Origin of the sequence: Klebsiella sp. Q11 (assembly GCF_964241505.1) — a bacterium.
GTDB classification, from domain to species: Bacteria; Pseudomonadota; Gammaproteobacteria; order Enterobacterales; family Enterobacteriaceae; genus Klebsiella; species Klebsiella michiganensis.
The window spans coordinates 357,203-373,549 of sequence record NZ_CAXSXW010000006.1; the positions used below are offsets into that span (position 1 = coordinate 357,203).

Here is a 16,347-nt window from a genome sequence, read left to right on the forward strand (position 1 = left end):
GATGGCGCCACGCTCATCAGACCTGCAGCATCATTGTAGCCCCGGTAAGCGTAAGCGCCACCGGGGAAATTCCGCCCTTCTCAGAAATACTTCCGCAGATACTCCGTCAGGCACAGGATCGCCATCGCCTGGCCATACGGCATCGACGTCAGCGGAATGTCGCGATAAAAATCCAGATTCGAACCCATGCCGGTACCGAACGACGTTTGCAGCAGCTCCCCTTGCGCTGAGATATTCTGCACGATGCCGCGAATCGCTTTTTCCGCAACCTCCGCATACGCCTGGCTCACGTAGCGCTTGCGCACCGCTTTGAGGATCCCATAAGCAAAACCGGCGGTCGCCGACGCTTCCAGATAGGAGTCAGGATCGTCAAGCAGCGTATGCCACAGGCCGCTATCGTCCTGACAGCGGGCCAGCGCCGCAATCTGCGCATTCAGCACCTGCACCAGATAACGCCGTACCGCGCTGTTCTCGGGTAAATCCACCAGCTCCAGGAAATCCGGAATAACGATAGTCAGCCAGCTATTGCCGCGGGCCCAGCGAGCGTGGGCGAAATTATGCCGCCCCTCGTAGCTCCAGCCGTGAAACCACAGGCCGGTCTCACGGTCCATCAGATTCTGCACGTGCAGCAGAAACTGATATACCGCCTCCTCTACGTATTGCGGACGATTAAGCAACTTGCCGATTTTCGCCAGCGGCAGAACCGTCATCATCAGCGTGTCGTCCCACATCTGCTGATGATTCTCTTCCGCCAGGGTGATGTGCTGCATGCCGCCAGACTCAGTGCGCGGCATTTCGTTCATCGCCCACTCCGCCCAGCTATCGAGCCAGGGCAGATACGCGGGGTTGCCCGTCTCTTCGTAGCGGTAAGCCAGGGTGAGAAACGGCGCCATGGTGTTGACGTTTTTGGTGGTCGCGCCTTCGGCAAAGCGGTCGGCAAACCAGCCATCAATAATGTCGCGCATCGCCGTATCGCCGGTCTGCTGGTAATACTGATAAATACCGTACAGGCCGACGCCGTGAGTCCACTCCCAGCCGTTCCACCCTTTGGTGTCGATAACGCGTCCGTCGTCCAGCCGCAGTAAAAATTGCCCGCTTTCGTCCTTAATGTTGACCAGATTGTGCGTCACCTTCTGAATCAGCGCCTGCAGTTCATTGCGGGCGATAAAACGCTCCGGCTGGCGCAGTAGTGGGCTATGTTTGACAGGCCAAACTTTCATATCCTTAACCTCTGTTATATGTCGAATTCATGGCTGAACGCGGCTTCAGCGCTGGCGCGGCGGGTTTATTCCGATTCAGATAACCAATATTGTTGTTTCCCCACAGGGCGTCGTACGGCATCCCGGCCAGCATCTCCACCACCTCACGATCCCCGGCGCTGGCCAGTTCTGGCTGAGCGCGGCCGGATTCACGCATTTTCAGCGTTTCCGCGCGCAGGACGCTGTGGGTTTGCAGATTGAGCTTAAAGCGCAGGGAAACGAGGAAACCGCAGGCCAGCACCAGTAAGGTGCCCACGCTGAGGATCAGCAGAATGGTATGGCTCACTTCATAGGGCTGCGTTTTCTGTCCGGAGACAAAGCCCGACATCTGCATGATGATCCCCACCAGCATCACCGCTCCGGCCTGGGAAGCTTTACGCGTCAGAGTCATGATCCCGGCAAAGATGCCTTCGCGGCGCTGGCCGGTGATCACTTCGTCCACGTCGGCAATATAGGTGTAGGTGTTCCACGGAACGTAGTTGATGCCGCCGCGGCCCAGGCCCGCCACCGCGGATATCAGCAGCAGCAGCGAATAGACATCGCTGAGGCCAGCGTAGTACAGCACCGCGTAAGAGAGCGAACTCAGGCCGAACAGCACCACCACCATGCGATACGATGGCGCCGGCCCGAAGCGAATACACAGCGGGATCATGGCGATAACCGCAATAAACTGGAAGATCGCCATGGTTCCGAGCAGGTTAGAAGCCATTGAGGCTTCCTGCATCAGGACAAACACCACATAGTAGGTAAAGACCGCATTGAAGACGTCCTGGGCGATATAGCCCCCCAGATACATACCCAGATGCTGACGGAAAATTTTAATGCGCAGGGTCGAACTTAACTCAATGAACAGGCGGTTAAGACTCTGCGACAGGCTCAGGTTCTGTTTCTCCTCTTCGGCGCGCAGCGCGGCCTCCGTCCACTCTTCACGCGGGCGTTCCCAGGTAAAGAACCAGACGAAGGTCAGCATCATGGCGCACAGCACCGAGAACACCAGGCTGGCATAGAAGAAAGAAACGGCGTTGTCCTTACCAAAGATAGTCAGCAGAACGCCCGGCAGGAAGGAAGCCAGAATCGCCGACATCTGCGCCATAGAAATACGCGCGCCGGAGAATTTGGTTTTCTGTTTAAAATCATCGGTCATTTCCGGTACCAGCGTTTCATACGGCACCAGAATCATGGTGTAGACAATATCAAAAAGAAGATAGGTCAGCAGGTAGTACCAGAACCCCATATCCCCTACCCACATGATGGAGTAGCTAAACACGCAGGGGATGCCGAGCAGGATGAAGAACTTACGCCTGCCAAAACGTTTCCCCAGCCAGGTTGAGCCAAAGTTATCCGTCAGAAAGCCCATCAGCGGACTGATTACCGCATCCAGAACCCTGGCGGTGGCAAAAATAAGCGTCGCCTCGATAGGGGAAAGGCCGCAAAAGGTGGTGTAGAAGTAGAGCAGCCATGCTGCTGTGAGTGCGGTCGTTCCCGCACCAAGGAAATCGCCCGATCCATAGGCAAGGTAGTTAACCAAACCGATTTTACGTGTTTTCATCGCCGTAAATCCTGTGTCTTTTTTTAGAGAACTCCGAACCGCGTTTTGGCCCATTCAGCCAAAAGGGGGTTGATACATGGCTACATTAAGAACATGGGAACGGCGTTACCTTTTCATTTTTGCCAGCCAAAAGCGTTCAATGGCAAAAACACAAAGAGTCGATGAACGCGCCTCACTGATTTATAAAACAGCGTTTCTTTTAATACAAAAGATCGGACCAAAAGTTGCGAAGTGACCACCAAAATGGCGCACGGCGGAGTGAAATCTGGGCGCGTTATTTCGCTGCGGATAAACCTTGCGAAAGCTAAGGAATGGGAGTAAAGACAATAGAAAAGGGTTGTTTCGCGTATCTCAAGGAGGCTTGATGCCCTACTCACATCTGCTGGTCGCCGTGGCGCCAACCCCGGAAAGCCGGGTTCTCATTCAGAAAGCCGTCTCCATCGCCCGTCCGGTCAATGCGAAGGTCAGCCTGATTACCCTGGCAACGGACCCGGAGCTGTATAACCAGTTTGCGGCGCCAATGATGGAAAATTTACGCGAAGTGATGCAGGAGGAGACGCGCGGCTTTCTGGCCGAGCTCGCCCGCCACGCCGACTACCCGATAGAGAAAATGACTATCGCCAGCGGCGGGATTGCCCACCATGTGAAGGATTTTTGCCAGCGGCATCGCGTTGACCTGGTGATTTGCGGCAACCACAACCAGAGCCTGTTCTCTCGCGCCACCTGTTCGGCGAAAGATATCGTGGGCAGCAGCGGCGTTGACGTGCTGCTGGTGTGTCTGGAAAAAGGTTAGCGCCGAAAGCGCTAACCGCGATCGTCTCAGGCGAGCTTGGGGAAGGTCGCGACCTTGCGCGCTAAGTGGCTCTCCTCACTTCCTGGCTCAATCTCCTTTAGATCGGCAATAAACCGCTCCTGCCAGCGATGAATATCGTTATCTTTAATCACCGCCAGCATGGCCGAATGGCGGGCAATACGCTCGGCCAGCGGCATGGTTAACGCCTGGTCCAGCGCAGCCGCGACCTCGTCGCGATCGTAAGGATTGACGATTAAGGCCGTCGGCAGCTCGTTCGCCGCGCCGGCAAACTGCGACAGCACCAGCACGCCCGGATTTTGCGGGTCCTGCGCGGCCACATACTCTTTCGCCACCAGATTCATCCCATCGCGCAGCGGCGTAACCAGACCGACGTCCGAGTAGCGGAAGATTTTCATCAGCAGCTTGCGTTCAAAGTGCTGGTTCAGGTAATAAAGCGGCGTCCAGCCCAGCTGGCCATATCGGCCATTAATGCGGCCGGCCGCGGTTTCAAGCTGATGACGAATATCCTGGTAGGCCTGAACATCGCCGCGCGATGTCGGCGCGATCTGGGTATAGCGAATCTTGCCGTGATGCTGCGGATAGTTCTCCAGCAGCGCCTCGTAGGCCAGAAAACGCTCCGGCAGCCCCTTGGAATAGTCCAGCCGCTCAACGGAAAAGATATTCTGCACGCTTTTCAGTTCGCTCTTCAGCTGCGCCAGCTTCGGCGGCAGCGGCCCTTTTGCGCTCCGCGCAATCTCTTCCGGATCGATACCGATCGGATAGACTTCGGTGTGGAAAGGTTTCCCCCAGGCCACATGCTTTTTGCCGTCGCGCGTCGTCAGGCGAGTCTGCATCGATACGCAATCGAGAAACGCCAGGCGATCGCTCTCGGTCTGGAAACCCAGTAAATCGTAATCGCACAGCTGTTCAAGCAGCTCCGCGTGCGGCGGGAGCGCGTTAAAGACTTCCGGCGTCGGGAACGGAATATGTAAAAAGAAGCCGATGCGATTATTGACCCCGCGCTGGCGCAGTTCGCTGGCCAGCGGCAGCAGGTGGTAATCGTGGATCCAGACGATATCGTCAGGTTCGATCAGCGGCAGCAGTTTATCCGCCAGCGTTGCGTTGACGCGCTGATAGCCTTCCCAGGCTTCACGCTGAAAATCGACCAGATCGAGACGATAGTGGAAGGCGGGCCATAAAACGGCATTGGAAAAGCGGTTGTAATATTCGTCGTGATCCTGCTCGCTAAGGTTAAAGGAAGCCCAGGTGATATTCCCCTGCTTCACTTTTTTTAACGGCTGCTGGTCGTCACCGATTTCCCCACTCCAGCCGAACCACAGTCCTCCGGCTGCTTTTAATGCCCCCATAATCCCCACGGCAAGGCCACCGGCGCTGGCCTTTTTGTCATCCGGCGGGGCAATACGATTAGATACTACGACTAAGCGACTCATAGCCATCTCTCCTGTCGGTTAGCGCATCTGGTTGTTGCCCATGATTCGCGATGTTACTAATCCAAAGATGAACAGCGGCGACATCCGGCAGGCGCCAGTGCGCCTGGGTCTCACCGCCGCCCACTTTGACCGATACGCCACTCAGTTGATTGACGACGCTAAAACCCGCTTCATCGGTTAAGTCATCACCGACAAACACCGGCCTGCGCCCGCTGAATGGAGCTTCCTGCATAAAAGCGGCTATCGCTTCACCTTTATTCACTCCGCGCGGTTTGATCTCCACCACGCACTTACCCGGCTGTAACGCCAGAATGGGATGGCGCTGCACGACGGCCTGCGCCAGCGCCAGCACCGCGTGCTGATGCTCCGGCGCCTGTCGGTAGTGCAGAGCAAAGGCCATCCCCTTACTTTCCAGTTCGCATCCCGGCAAGTCATCCAGCGCCGCGGTCAGTTCCGCAGAGAGCGCCTTCTGGAGAGAATCCGGTAAAGAGACAATATGCGTTTTACCATTGATATCACGGCGTTCAGCCCCGTGGACACCGGCAAGCGGCAGCCGGTAAGGACGGGTAAGCTCATCCAGCTCAACCATTGAGCGCCCTGAAATCAATGCCACCGCGCCGTTGTGCTGCTGCACGAGCTGGCGCAGCGACTGCAAAACATCGGCAGGAATGACCACCTGATCGGGATGGGGTTTGATACCGGCAAGGGTACCGTCGAGGTCAAAGAAAAAAGCGCAGTTTCCGGTTAACGCAGGCGGTACATAAATCTGGTCAGCCACCCTGTTTCCTCCTTATCATGGCCAGCAACATGCTGGGTGTTAAATAATTGTAGCCATGTAAGTATAGACAGTGTGACCAGCCTCGCCATTTTTGATAGTCATTGCCAGCGCAACGAGCGCTGGCAACGGATTAGGATTAAACTGAAAAGTTGGACGAATCAAACGGCTCGTTTCGCTTTCTGTTTGTAGCGGTCGAAGATCACCGCCGCCAGTAAAATCACGCCGCGTACGACATACTGCGAGAATGGCGAGATATTGAGCAGGTTCATCGCATTCTCTACCGTTCCCAGGATCAGGATCCCGGCCACCACGTAGGAGATCTTACCGATCCCGCCTTTCAGCGATACGCCCCCCAGCACGCAGGCCGAGATGACAATCAGCTCATAGCCAATTGAGGTCATCGGCTGTCCGCTGGTCATTCGTGAAGCCAGGATAATGCCTGCCGCCGCGGAAACCAGGCCGGAAAGGACGAAAATGATGATCTTGGTCCGCACTACCGGCACGCCCGCCAGACGCGCCGCTTCTTCGTTACCGCCAATCGCCAGGGTATTGCGGCCAAAGGTGGTTTTATTCAACAACAGGCCGAAGACAATCAGGCAGGCAACGGTCAGCCAGATAGGCGCTGGCAGGCCAAACCAGTTGGCGTAGCCGAGGGTAAAGAAACGCTCGTCTTCAATCCCAACCGCTTTACCGTCAGAGATGATATAGGCCAGACCGCGGACGATCTGCATGGTGGCCAGGGTGGTGATCAGGGCGTTAATCTTCAGGCGGGCAATCACAAAACCATTGACCAGGCCGCTCAGCGCGCCGAGCAGCAGACCGGCGCCGATCCCCACCCACATGCTCTCCGTCAGGTTAATCACCACCGCCGTGGTCACACCGGCACAGGCGATAACCGAGGCGACCGACAGATCGAAATCCCCCGATGCCAGGCAAAACAGCATTCCGCAGGCCACCATTCCGGACATAGAAATAGCCAGCCCCAGGCCTTTCATATTAATAAACGAGGCAAAATTAGGCACAAAAATCACGCAGCCAATAAACAGCACCGCGAAAACAACCAGCATGCCGAACTGATCCCAAATGCGGGAGAAGCTAAAAGCCGACCGGGTAGTACCTGAAGTGGTAACTGATGACATCATAGACTCCTTACTCAGGCGACCGCCTGGCTCACTTTTGGCATGGCAAGGCTCAATGCCTGCTGTTCATTCGCATGTTCATGCAGCAGCTCTCCGGCGATCTCACCCTCGCGCATCACAACAATGCGATCGGCGACGCCGAGAACTTCCGGTAAATCGCTGGAGGCAAACACCACCGCGACGCCCGATGCCGCTAATGCGTAGATAACGTTGTAGATTTCATGTTTAGCGCCCACGTCAATACCGCGCGTTGGCTCGTCAAGCAGGATGACTTTCATCTCTTCCGACAGCCAGCGGCCGAGGATCGCCTTCTGCTGATTGCCGCCGGAGAGGTTCATAATCAGCTGCTCGGCGCCGGGCGTTTTGATATTCAGCGATTTGATATGCTGGTCGGCGTTCTGCGCTTCCCAGGCGTTGTTGATAACGCAGCCGGCGAGAATATGCTTGCGGCGAGCGCTGATATTGATGTTGTCGCGCACCGAGTGGACCGGAATAATCCCCTCCGCTTTGCGGTCTTCCGGGCAGAGCATCATCCCGGCCTGAATCGCCTGAGCCGGCTTGCGAATATCAATGGCCTCCCCGTCGATATAAACCTGGCCGCCGGTTATTCTGCTGCCGCCGAATAAGCCTTTCATGAGCTCGCTGCGCCCGGCGCCAACCAGCCCAAACAGGCCGACGATTTCTCCGCTGCGCACCGAAAGGCTGACGGGCTGCCGCACGCCTGGCGCCTTCACCTGTTCAAGCCGCAAACGCTCTTTGCCATATTCACGCGGCTGCCAGCCGTAGATATCGCCCAGCTCGCGCCCCACCATCGCCTGTACCAGCGCGTCGTGGTTAACCTCTTGCATATTGTCGAAGGTGCGCACGTAGCGACCATCTTTGAACACCGTAATCGCGTCGCTTAACGCGAAGATCTCTTCCATGCGGTGGGAAACATAAATAATGACTCGTCCTTCCTGGCGCAGCTCGCGGATAACCCGAAACAGGTTTTCGATTTCCCGCGCAGACAGGGAGCTGGTCGGCTCATCAAAGGCGATAATTTTTGCGTTACGCGCCAGCGCCTTGGCGATCTCCACCATCTGCCACTGGCCGATAGAGAGATACTTGAGCGGCGTTTCCGGATCGATATCCAGCCCCAGATGCTTCAGCTGCAGGCCGGCTTCATAATTCAGCAGCGACCGGTTCACAATCCCGCCTTTATGCGGCAGCTGCCCGAGGTAGATATTTTCCGCCACGGTCATTTCCGGGATCAGATGCAGCTCCTGATAGATAATGGCCACCCCGGCGTTCAGCGCCTCGGTGGTGTGGGTAAACGTCATCTGCTGGCCGCGGATTTGCAGGCTGCCGGCGGTCGGTATGTAGTTGCCGCTGAGAATTTTCAGCAGCGTGGATTTCCCGGCGCCGTTTTCTCCCATCAGGGCGTGCACCTGTCCGGCATAGCAGCCAAAGCTAATATCGGACAGCGCTTTAACGCCCGGGAATGTCATGGTGATGCCGTGGAATGAGAGATAAGGGGTAGACTGTTGCATAACGACTCCGCTTTTCTGTACAGAGCCTCTCGCGCAAGGCAAGAGGCCCGGTCAACTGGCCTTACAGCCCTTTTTTCGCCAGCTCTTCTTTAAAGTTGTCGCGGGTAATCAGCACCACGTCGGTTACCGCGGTGAATTTCGGCGGTTCAACGTCTTTTGTCACCCAGTTGTAAAGCATTTCGCTGGTTTTATAGCCGTGAATATCCGGGCTTGGCAGCAAAGAGCCATAGAAACCGGTGGCCTGCGCTTTAGAAAGTTCGTTCACCGCATCGACGCCGTTGATACCGATCCCGATAACGTCGGGCGCTTTAAAGCCCTGGCCTTCGGTGGCGCGCACGCCGCCCAGCACGGTGTTGTCGTTCATGCCGACGATCAGCCAGTGCTTAACATCAGGATGTTGAACCAGCATGGAGTTACCGGCGTCAAACGCGCCGGGGATGTCGTTAGATTTGGTTGGCACGCGATAGATTTGTTGCTCCGGGAAACCGGCGGCTTTCAGAGCGTCCATTGAGCCGGTAGTGCGGCGGCGGGCGGTATCCAGCTCGTCGGAAGTAATGGCCATAACCGCGGTATCCTTCACGTCCCAACCGCGTTTCTGCATCTCTTTATAGAGCTCCTGCCCCTGGCGCGCGCCGATTTCGCTGGCCGCCATCATCACCAGCGGTACGCTGTCCATCGGTTTGCCTTTGGCGTTGACGAACTGGTCATCAACGGTAATCACTTTCATATCATAGCCGCGCGCTTTGGCGACAATGGCCGCCCCGAGCTTCGGATCCGGGGTGCAAATGACGAAGCCTTTGGCTCCGCTGGCCGCCAGGCTATCTATCGCGTTCAGGGTTTTCTCGCCGTCGGGCACAGCAATTTTAATAACATCGAAACCTAAATCTTTACCGGCCTTATCGGCAAATTTCCACTCGGTTTGAAACCATGGCTCTTCAGGCTGTTTCACCAGAAAACCCAGCTTAAGCGTCTCAGCCATAGCTGATTGTGACATAACCGCGGCAAGACCGATTGCCGCCAGCGCTTTAGTAAATTTGTGCATGGTAAACTCCAGCTTTAATTCGCTTTTATGTAGGGAATAATAAGTCTTAAATTTTTAATCGGACGAAAAACAAGGCATTAGAAAAATCTCAACGCTGAGTGCCGTTGTTTAAATAGTATTAACCGGAAATTATTTCTCCATACGAGAGCCCAATCACATCGCGGAATTACAGTAATTGCGTGCATATAAACAGCGAAAAATGACATAAAAAAAGCGCTAATTGTCAGACAATTAGCGCAGGCCGTAGCAATATTCTCTATATCATCAGCAGAGTTATCCCTGTAGGGATTACCAGCGACAATAAATGTGCTCCGCATGATTGCGAACGGGCGCCTCATCCCCCAATAAACGGGCGGCTACGGTAAATGAAAAGTCAAAAACGTGTCCCAGGCCTTTACCGCTAATCAAATTACCGTCCTCCACTACCGCCTGGTCCACGTACTCTCCGTCCGTGACGTGCTGCCATAACTCTCCCGAACAGACGTAGCGTCGCCCCTTGAGCAGCCCGTTGCCGCCGAGCACTCTCGCCGCCGCCGAACAGATCGGACAGATCAGCTTTCCCGCGGTATCGTGGGCCGAAATAAACGCCACGACGTCCCGGCTGGCGGCAAGATTTACGCTTCCCTGCGGGCCGCCGGGCAGAACCACCGCGTCGTACAGTATCCCGGCGCGCTCTGTTAGCGTGCTGTCCGCCACCATGGGGATATCGTGATAGCTCACCACCGCGCGCGAATCGGCGCAGGAGAGCAGTTCGACATCGAGGTGTAAGCGGCGAAGAATATCAATCACCACAATCGCTTCACCTTCCTCAAAACCCGGTGCCAGCAGCACCGCAACTTTTTTCATTTCCGACTCCTTCAGATAGCCTGTTAGCAATAATGTGTTTACAAAAGCAGCATCTTTTTAAATTAACCTCATCATTTTCTCACTCGCAGGCTAACACAAAATAGAATTATTAATCATTATTTTTAAAACGCAATTTCAACAAAATCATTAGAACTGCTATCAATTAATGAGGCGCGGAAATAAAAACATTTAAAATCAGCAAAATAAGCTTATATGCGATCGTTAAACATCAGACTTTATTCTTACAAAAGACCCTCTTTTCAAGATAAATACGGATGTTGTAACGAAATGTAAATATCGCTCATTGAGAGTTTTCTTAATTCAAATATGGCGCTATTCTATATTTGTTGAGATAAGAAATTTAATTCAAACGGCTGTACAGAAATCCTGAATACTATTACTCAGGACTCTCTCTGTGCACCGTAATTTCTAAGGCGACCCTGATGTAGATGCGTCAAGATATGACGCCGCCCCCTCCAAAGTGAATAAGGATATTTGTATGGCCGTACCAGGAATGGTTCAAAAGCTGAATAACCAGATGAATCTTGAGTTCTATACCTCAAATTTGTATCTGCATTTGAGCGAATGGTGTACTCAGCAACGGTTGAACGGTACCGCCACTTTTCTCCGTAACCGAGCGCAAGCCAGTATCACGCAGATGATGCGGGTCTTTGATTTTATGAAAAAATCAGGCGCCTGGCCCGTTGTGAAAGCGGAAGGAACCTACGGCACTGAATGTTCGTCCCTGGAAGATCTCTTTAGCAAAACCGTCGAAGATTATCAGCAGCGCAGCACGATACTTTCCAGCCTGGCGGAAGAGGCGAAGGCGCAAAGCGATGAATCAACCCTGCGTTTTCTGACGCTGCTTGCTGAAGAGCAGGATCAGGATGGCATGCTGCTGGAGACCATTCTTGAAGAAATCCGTCATGCGAAAAATGCCGGAACCAGCGTACAACAAACCGATAGCCACCTGCTGGATCTGGTCAGTCAACAGCGCGTATAACGCCATGCCGGCGGATGCTCGCCGGCGATAAATCACCAGAACTCGCCTGTTCGGGCCAGCGCTCTCTTTAATCACAGGTTCCCTGTCCCCCTTCTTTTTCGGCGCTTCGGCGCCGTTTTTATTCCAGAAAAGCATTAAAAACTTTTAACCAGATCTCATTCCTGCTCCGCCGGAGGAATTAGCAGGGTATTGGTGATCTGGATCACGTTTAAAACTACGGGTTGAGAATATAAAAACACTGTTTCAAAAATTTAAAACACGGAGTTTACTTTAATGGCAAGATATACGGCTTCAGCCCCACAGGGGCTGCAGGGAAGACCGATTTTGTTACGCCATCAGTTAGCCTACGGCGGCGGGAATTTACTGGGAAGCGGCGCACTGGCGATCAGCGGCGCATGGCTGCTCTATTTTTATACAACCTTCTGTGGGCTGACGCTGATCGAAGCCTCCTTTATTTTTTCCGTCGCCAGCATTATCGACGCAATTAGTAACCCGCTGATGGGCTATCTCACCGATAACTTTGGCAAAACGCGGCTGGGTAAACGCTTTGGTCGTCGCCGTTTCTTTTTGTTGATTGGCATTCCGCTGATGATGTTCTACCCGCTGCTGTGGGTAGAAGGCCTCGGCTTTTGGTACTACCTGTGCACCTACGTCGTCTTTGAAATCATTTATACCTCGATTATGGTCCCCTATGAAACATTGGCGACCGAAATGACCGACGATTTCTCACTGCGTTCAAAGCTTACCGGTTATAAAGCGATTTTCGGCAAACTGGCCAACTTTCTCGCGGCATTTATCCCCGGGCAGTTCATCCTGCTTTATGGTAAAGAATCCGCCACCCCGTTTTTTCTCACCGGGCTGACCTACGGCGTCATTCTTGTCGTGGCCATCTCCTGCCTGTGGTACTGCAGCTGGGAGCGTCCCCGCGAAGAGGAGATAAGCAAGGGAGAGAAAAAGGGACTGTTCAATACTCTGCTCATGCTGGCGAAAGATATGCGCTCAACGTTTTACCTGCGCGTATTCCGCAAACACCTGGGCATGTATCTCTGCGGCTTCGGCGCCGAGTGGCTTTTTGCCTCGATCTTCACCTACTTTGTTATATTCGTGCTGCAGCACGATCCGGCGATGGTGGCCGGGCTTAACAGTCTGAACTCCATCCTGCAGCTGGTATCAACGGCCCTGTTTATCGGCCTGTGCGTGAAGAAAGGCTTCAGTAAGCCGTATATTCTGGCGCTGAGCGTGGTTATCTTTGCCGTGCTGCTCTACACCTCGCTGTGGTTCTTCCACCTGCCTTCAAGCCTGGCCACCATCCTGATGTTTGGCATTACCGTACTCTTCGGCCTGGGCACCGGCGGCGTGTACTATATTCCCTGGACCGTTTACACCTTTTTGGCGGATGTCGATGAAATCTATACCGGCCGTCGCCGCGAAGGGATCTATGCGGGAGCCATGACCTTCTCCGGTAAAATTTTGCGCTCGATTATCGTCTTTTCCATGGGGGCGATCCTCAGCTTCTACGGCTTTCAGTCGAAAGCGCATACGCAGCCAGAGAGCGCGGTCACCGCGATTGCGGTGGTGTTTTGTGCGGGCGTGATTCTGCTGGCGCTGGCAGCCATTGTGTTCAGTAAGCAGATGAAACTCGATCGCAAGGCGCATCTGGTAGTGCTGCAGGAAGTCGCGCGTATTAAAGCAGGCGGTAAGATCGCCGATATCACACCGGACGTTCGCCTTGTCGTTGAAGATTTAGTCGGCCACCGTTACGAAGAGTGCTGGGGCAACAGCAGGCTGTTTAAAGATACGCAGGAAGGCGCCGTTCAAACCGCCGTCTCCCACTAACAGGTGATAACGCCCCGCTATCATAATGATGGCGGGGCTGACGCCGCTAGTGCGCTTCTTCCTGCGGGGTGAATTTCAGTTCAATCAGCGCGATGGCCTTTTGTACCGCCCGCAGGGTCACCGGGTCAGCCGATGCCGGGTGGCTGGCAAAATCGATGGCTTTCAGCTGGGTGGTCATTTTTTCGCGCACCTCGACGGGGGCGATGATATCAATGACGTCGAGGATCTGTTTAATAACTAACTGGCAAGCAACCACGTCAGAGACCAGCTCGTCGTGCTCGGTAAGATGTTGAGACATTTTTCACTCCTTTTTTCAGGAGCGTAATAGTACCCTAAATCCCGGGATATAAAAAAACCTGCCGCAGCAGGTTTTTTTATCAGAACATAGCGCCAGGCGGTACGTCTTTGAAGGTTTTGCAGTAGTTTTCGAACATGCTCTTCAGGATTTTGCGCAGTTTCATGGTTGACTCCATTTTTGTTATGCAGGTGTTAATGCCTCGATGGTTATAATATGACTTACATCACAAAAATCAATCTAAACGTGCGCTAAATCACCTATTTTTTACCAAAATAATTTAATTTTTAAACAAAATGGGCAGGACCGGATAGTGAAGAGCCGAACGCTCCGGACCAATCTGCGCTCTCTTTGCTATGGCAGCGACACAATAATGAGTACACACACCTCTTCCAGGGACGACCGTTCTTTTTCAGCACCTGCGCTGCTGGTGGCTGGCGCCTTTTTTATGGAGTTTCTCGACGGCACGGTGATAGCCACCGCCCTGCCCGACATGGCGAAAGATTTTGGCGTGACGGCGGTCGACCTCAATATCGGGATTAGCGCTTATCTTATTACCCTTGCGGTTCTGATACCGGCCAGCGGCTGGATCGCCGATCGTTTTGGCGCGCGGAAAATCTTTACTCTCGCGCTGGCGATTTTTACCCTGGCGTCGGTATTTTGCGGGCTGTCGACCAACGTCGATGTGTTCGTCGCGATGCGTATTCTTCAGGGTATAGGCGGCGCGCTGATGGTGCCCGTTGGCCGGCTGGCGGTACTACGTACCACACCGAAGCACCAGTTGATTAAGGCGATTGCCACCCTGACCTGGCCGGCGCTGGTCGCGCCCATTATTGGCCCACCGCTGGGCGGATTTATCACCCGCTACGCCAGCTGGCACTGGATCTTCTTTATTAACGTGCCGCTCGGGCTTATCGCTATCGCCCTGTCGCTGCGTATCATTCCGAATATTCGCGAAGATGAGCAGCGCCCCTTCGACCTTTCCGGTTTTGTTGCCACCTCGGTGGCGATGGTTAGCCTGGTCGCCGCCATGGAGCTGCTCGGCGATCGCCAGCCTCTGGGCTGGCAGACGCTGGCGCTGCTGGCGTTGGGCCTGGGCTGCATGCTCTTCGCGCTGCGGCACTTCCGCCGCACCAGGTGGCCGATGGTGCGCCTTGATGCGCTCAAGATCCCCACCTTCCGGGTCACCATGTACGGCGGTTCCCTGTTCCGCGCCTCCATTAGCGCCGTGCCGTTTCTGCTGCCGCTGCTTTTCCAGGTCGGATTTGGTATGGACCCCTTCCACTCGGGGCTGCTGGTGCTGGCCGTGTTCGTCGGCAACTTAACCATCAAGCCCCTCACAACGCCGCTGATCCGCTGGCTGGGCTTTCGCCGCCTGCTGCTGATTAACGGCGCATTAAACGTTTTGTCGCTGCTGGCCTGCGCTTTTTTAACGCCGCAAACGCCGGTTTGGCTGATCTTTGTGATTCTCTATCTCGGCGGGGTCTTCCGTTCTATCCAGTTTACCGGCATCAGCACGCTCGCGTTTGCCGATGTGCCTTCCGCGCAAATGAGCTACGCCAATACCCTGTTCAGCACCGCGTCACAGCTGGCCGTGGGGCTGGGCATCACGCTCGGTGCGATAGGTATTCGTCTTGGGGAAACGTTCAGCGAATGGTTTACGCTTTCTCACCTGCCGGGCATCAGCTTCCGCCTGTCGTTTATTTTTATCGCGCTGATTTGCCTGGTCGGCATGATTGATAGCCTGCATCTGGCCAAAGAGGCGGGTAGCAGCGTATCGAACAAAAAGAAGTAGCCAAAGAAAAGGCCAGCAGCGCTGGCCTTTAGCATCTCATCATGACGGGATATTAACCGACGATCTGGCGCACAAACGCTTCGATCTCTTTATCCTGGCAGTTCTCAAAGAAGCACTGCTGGAAACGAGGGCCAGAAACGGCGGTTTTCACCAGCTCCGGATCGATCGCGCGCAGCGTATCCAGATAGTTTTCCTTAACCACCGCCGCTTTTACCGCGTTCAGGATCCCGGCGTTACGCACCTGAGGCTCTTTACGCTCCGGCGGATAACCTTCACCGTTGCGGCCGGTAAAAGCTTTTTCAAAGATAAAGCGTACGTTCAGCTCTGCGCCCCAGCCAAAACCCTTCGCAAACGGCAGAGAAAGCGCGTTACCGTTGTTGATCTGCGCAAACAGGAAGGCATCCGCAGGGTCGATACAGTAGCCGCATACCACGCCAGGGTGAATATTCAGCGACATCAGCGCGCCCTGCCCGGTACCGCAGCCGGTCACCACAAAATCCACCGCTTTCGAATTCAGCAGGATGCTGGCCATGATCCCCAGATGAATATAGGTCAGATGATGATCGTTTTCATCGCTCATACCGACGTTGTAAACCGGGAAGCCTTTTTCTTCAGCAACGGCGTTTAACTCATTGAGGATGATGGCGTTTTTGTTCGCCTGGCTGTTTTCCATCATCAGTGCGATTTTCATGCTTTACTCTCCTGAATGCTCTGCGGGCACTCCCGCGATAGTTCGTTAGCGTTGCTATGAACAATACTACCTTACGAACATACTTTCAAATTTTATGAAAAGTTGTTTTATAAATTGCATCTCGCCTCACACTTTTGACTTCCGTCCCCGGCTGGTACAGCATCCCCCCAGCCTTACCCGCGTCAGGCTAATCCCGCCGCGGCCGCCGGGCGGGTCTATTTTCACCGCTAAATTAGGCGCAACGATTTTTCGCATGGAATATTAAATTAAAACCATTCTCATTATTTTTAAATCGCCAATGCGTGTTATTCCCATTTGCATTATTAATAAATGATTTTATT

The 16,347-nt window shown here is 54.1% G+C and carries 16 protein-coding genes; 5 read left to right on the top strand and 11 right to left on the bottom strand.

What is annotated here, in order from left to right; translation table 11 throughout:
- Positions 1-80: 80 nt before the first annotated feature.
- Positions 81-1,220: a glycoside hydrolase family 105 protein gene (locus ACESQ2_RS12515; protein WP_014229860.1), complete on the bottom strand. Its 1,140-nt coding sequence runs from the start codon at positions 1,218-1,220 to the stop codon at positions 81-83.
- 4 nt (positions 1,221-1,224) lie between these two features.
- Positions 1,225-2,808, bottom strand: coding sequence for an MFS transporter (locus ACESQ2_RS12520; RefSeq protein WP_009652039.1), 1,584 nt, complete (start codon positions 2,806-2,808; stop codon positions 1,225-1,227).
- Positions 2,809-2,884: 76 nt separating this feature from the next.
- Here ACESQ2_RS12520 and ACESQ2_RS12525 point away from each other — a divergent pair, with 76 nt between their 5' ends.
- Together ACESQ2_RS12525 and uspC are read left to right on the top strand one after the other, a co-directional pair.
- Complete coding sequence (locus ACESQ2_RS12525) at positions 2,885-3,043, top strand: hypothetical protein (RefSeq protein ID WP_157835615.1); 159 nt, start codon at positions 2,885-2,887, stop codon at positions 3,041-3,043.
- 129 nt (positions 3,044-3,172) lie between these two features.
- Positions 3,173-3,601, top strand: coding sequence for a universal stress protein UspC (uspC, locus tag ACESQ2_RS12530; RefSeq protein ID WP_004852164.1), 429 nt, complete (start codon positions 3,173-3,175; stop codon positions 3,599-3,601).
- A gap of 26 nt (positions 3,602-3,627) precedes the next feature.
- On the opposite strand, the gene otsA is transcribed toward uspC, so the two are convergent.
- From otsA to ACESQ2_RS12560, 6 genes are all read right to left on the bottom strand, one after another.
- The gene (gene otsA, locus ACESQ2_RS12535; protein WP_014229861.1) at positions 3,628-5,052 is read right to left on the bottom strand and encodes an alpha,alpha-trehalose-phosphate synthase; all 1,425 of its coding nucleotides are present in this window, start codon (positions 5,050-5,052) and stop codon (positions 3,628-3,630) included.
- Positions 5,027-5,830, bottom strand: a complete 804-nt coding sequence (gene otsB / locus ACESQ2_RS12540) for a trehalose-phosphatase (RefSeq protein WP_014229862.1) — start codon at positions 5,828-5,830, stop codon at positions 5,027-5,029. The genes otsA and otsB overlap by 26 nt, the downstream gene beginning before the upstream one ends.
- 158 nt (positions 5,831-5,988) lie before the next feature.
- Positions 5,989-6,969, bottom strand: coding sequence for an L-arabinose ABC transporter permease AraH (gene araH, locus ACESQ2_RS12545; RefSeq protein ID WP_025106114.1), 981 nt, complete (start codon positions 6,967-6,969; stop codon positions 5,989-5,991).
- A gap of 14 nt (positions 6,970-6,983) precedes the next feature.
- Complete coding sequence (gene araG, locus ACESQ2_RS12550; RefSeq protein ID WP_014229863.1) at positions 6,984-8,498, bottom strand: L-arabinose ABC transporter ATP-binding protein AraG; 1,515 nt, start codon at positions 8,496-8,498, stop codon at positions 6,984-6,986.
- 61 nt (positions 8,499-8,559) lie between these two features.
- A complete protein-coding gene (locus ACESQ2_RS12555; RefSeq protein WP_014229864.1) occupies positions 8,560-9,540 on the bottom strand; it encodes an arabinose ABC transporter substrate-binding protein in 981 nt (326 codons plus the stop codon).
- Positions 9,541-9,828: 288 nt separating this feature from the next.
- Positions 9,829-10,386, bottom strand: a complete 558-nt coding sequence (locus ACESQ2_RS12560; RefSeq protein WP_032693589.1) for a DJ-1/PfpI family protein — start codon at positions 10,384-10,386, stop codon at positions 9,829-9,831.
- Positions 10,387-10,885: 499 nt separating this feature from the next.
- Here ACESQ2_RS12560 and ACESQ2_RS12565 point away from each other — a divergent pair, with 499 nt between their 5' ends.
- Both ACESQ2_RS12565 and ACESQ2_RS12570 read left to right on the top strand, forming a co-directional pair.
- Complete coding sequence (locus ACESQ2_RS12565) at positions 10,886-11,389, top strand: non-heme ferritin-like protein (RefSeq protein WP_048260981.1); 504 nt, start codon at positions 10,886-10,888, stop codon at positions 11,387-11,389.
- A gap of 324 nt (positions 11,390-11,713) precedes the next feature.
- Entirely contained in the window at positions 11,714-13,225 is a 1,512-nt protein-coding gene (locus tag ACESQ2_RS12570) for an MFS transporter (protein ID WP_192830783.1), read from the top strand.
- 46 nt (positions 13,226-13,271) lie between these two features.
- Here ACESQ2_RS12570 and ACESQ2_RS12575 read toward each other — a convergent pair whose 3' ends face one another.
- Both ACESQ2_RS12575 and azuC read right to left on the bottom strand, forming a co-directional pair.
- Positions 13,272-13,523 carry a DUF2766 family protein gene (locus ACESQ2_RS12575; protein ID WP_004103438.1) on the bottom strand — a complete coding sequence of 84 codons (252 nt, stop codon included), beginning with the start codon at positions 13,521-13,523 and terminating at the stop codon, positions 13,272-13,274.
- 79 nt (positions 13,524-13,602) lie between these two features.
- A complete protein-coding gene (gene azuC / locus ACESQ2_RS12580; protein WP_014229869.1) occupies positions 13,603-13,686 on the bottom strand; it encodes a stress response protein AzuC in 84 nt (27 codons plus the stop codon).
- A 207-nt stretch (positions 13,687-13,893) separates the two neighbouring features.
- Here azuC and ACESQ2_RS12585 point away from each other — a divergent pair, with 207 nt between their 5' ends.
- On the top strand, positions 13,894-15,315 hold the full coding sequence (locus ACESQ2_RS12585) for an MFS transporter (protein WP_014229870.1): 1,422 nt from the start codon (positions 13,894-13,896) through the stop codon (positions 15,313-15,315).
- Between the two features lie 52 nt (positions 15,316-15,367).
- Here ACESQ2_RS12585 and ACESQ2_RS12590 read toward each other — a convergent pair whose 3' ends face one another.
- Positions 15,368-16,006 carry an RpiB/LacA/LacB family sugar-phosphate isomerase gene (locus tag ACESQ2_RS12590; protein WP_014229871.1) on the bottom strand — a complete coding sequence of 213 codons (639 nt, stop codon included), beginning with the start codon at positions 16,004-16,006 and terminating at the stop codon, positions 15,368-15,370.
- Between the last annotated feature and the right edge of the window lie 341 nt (positions 16,007-16,347).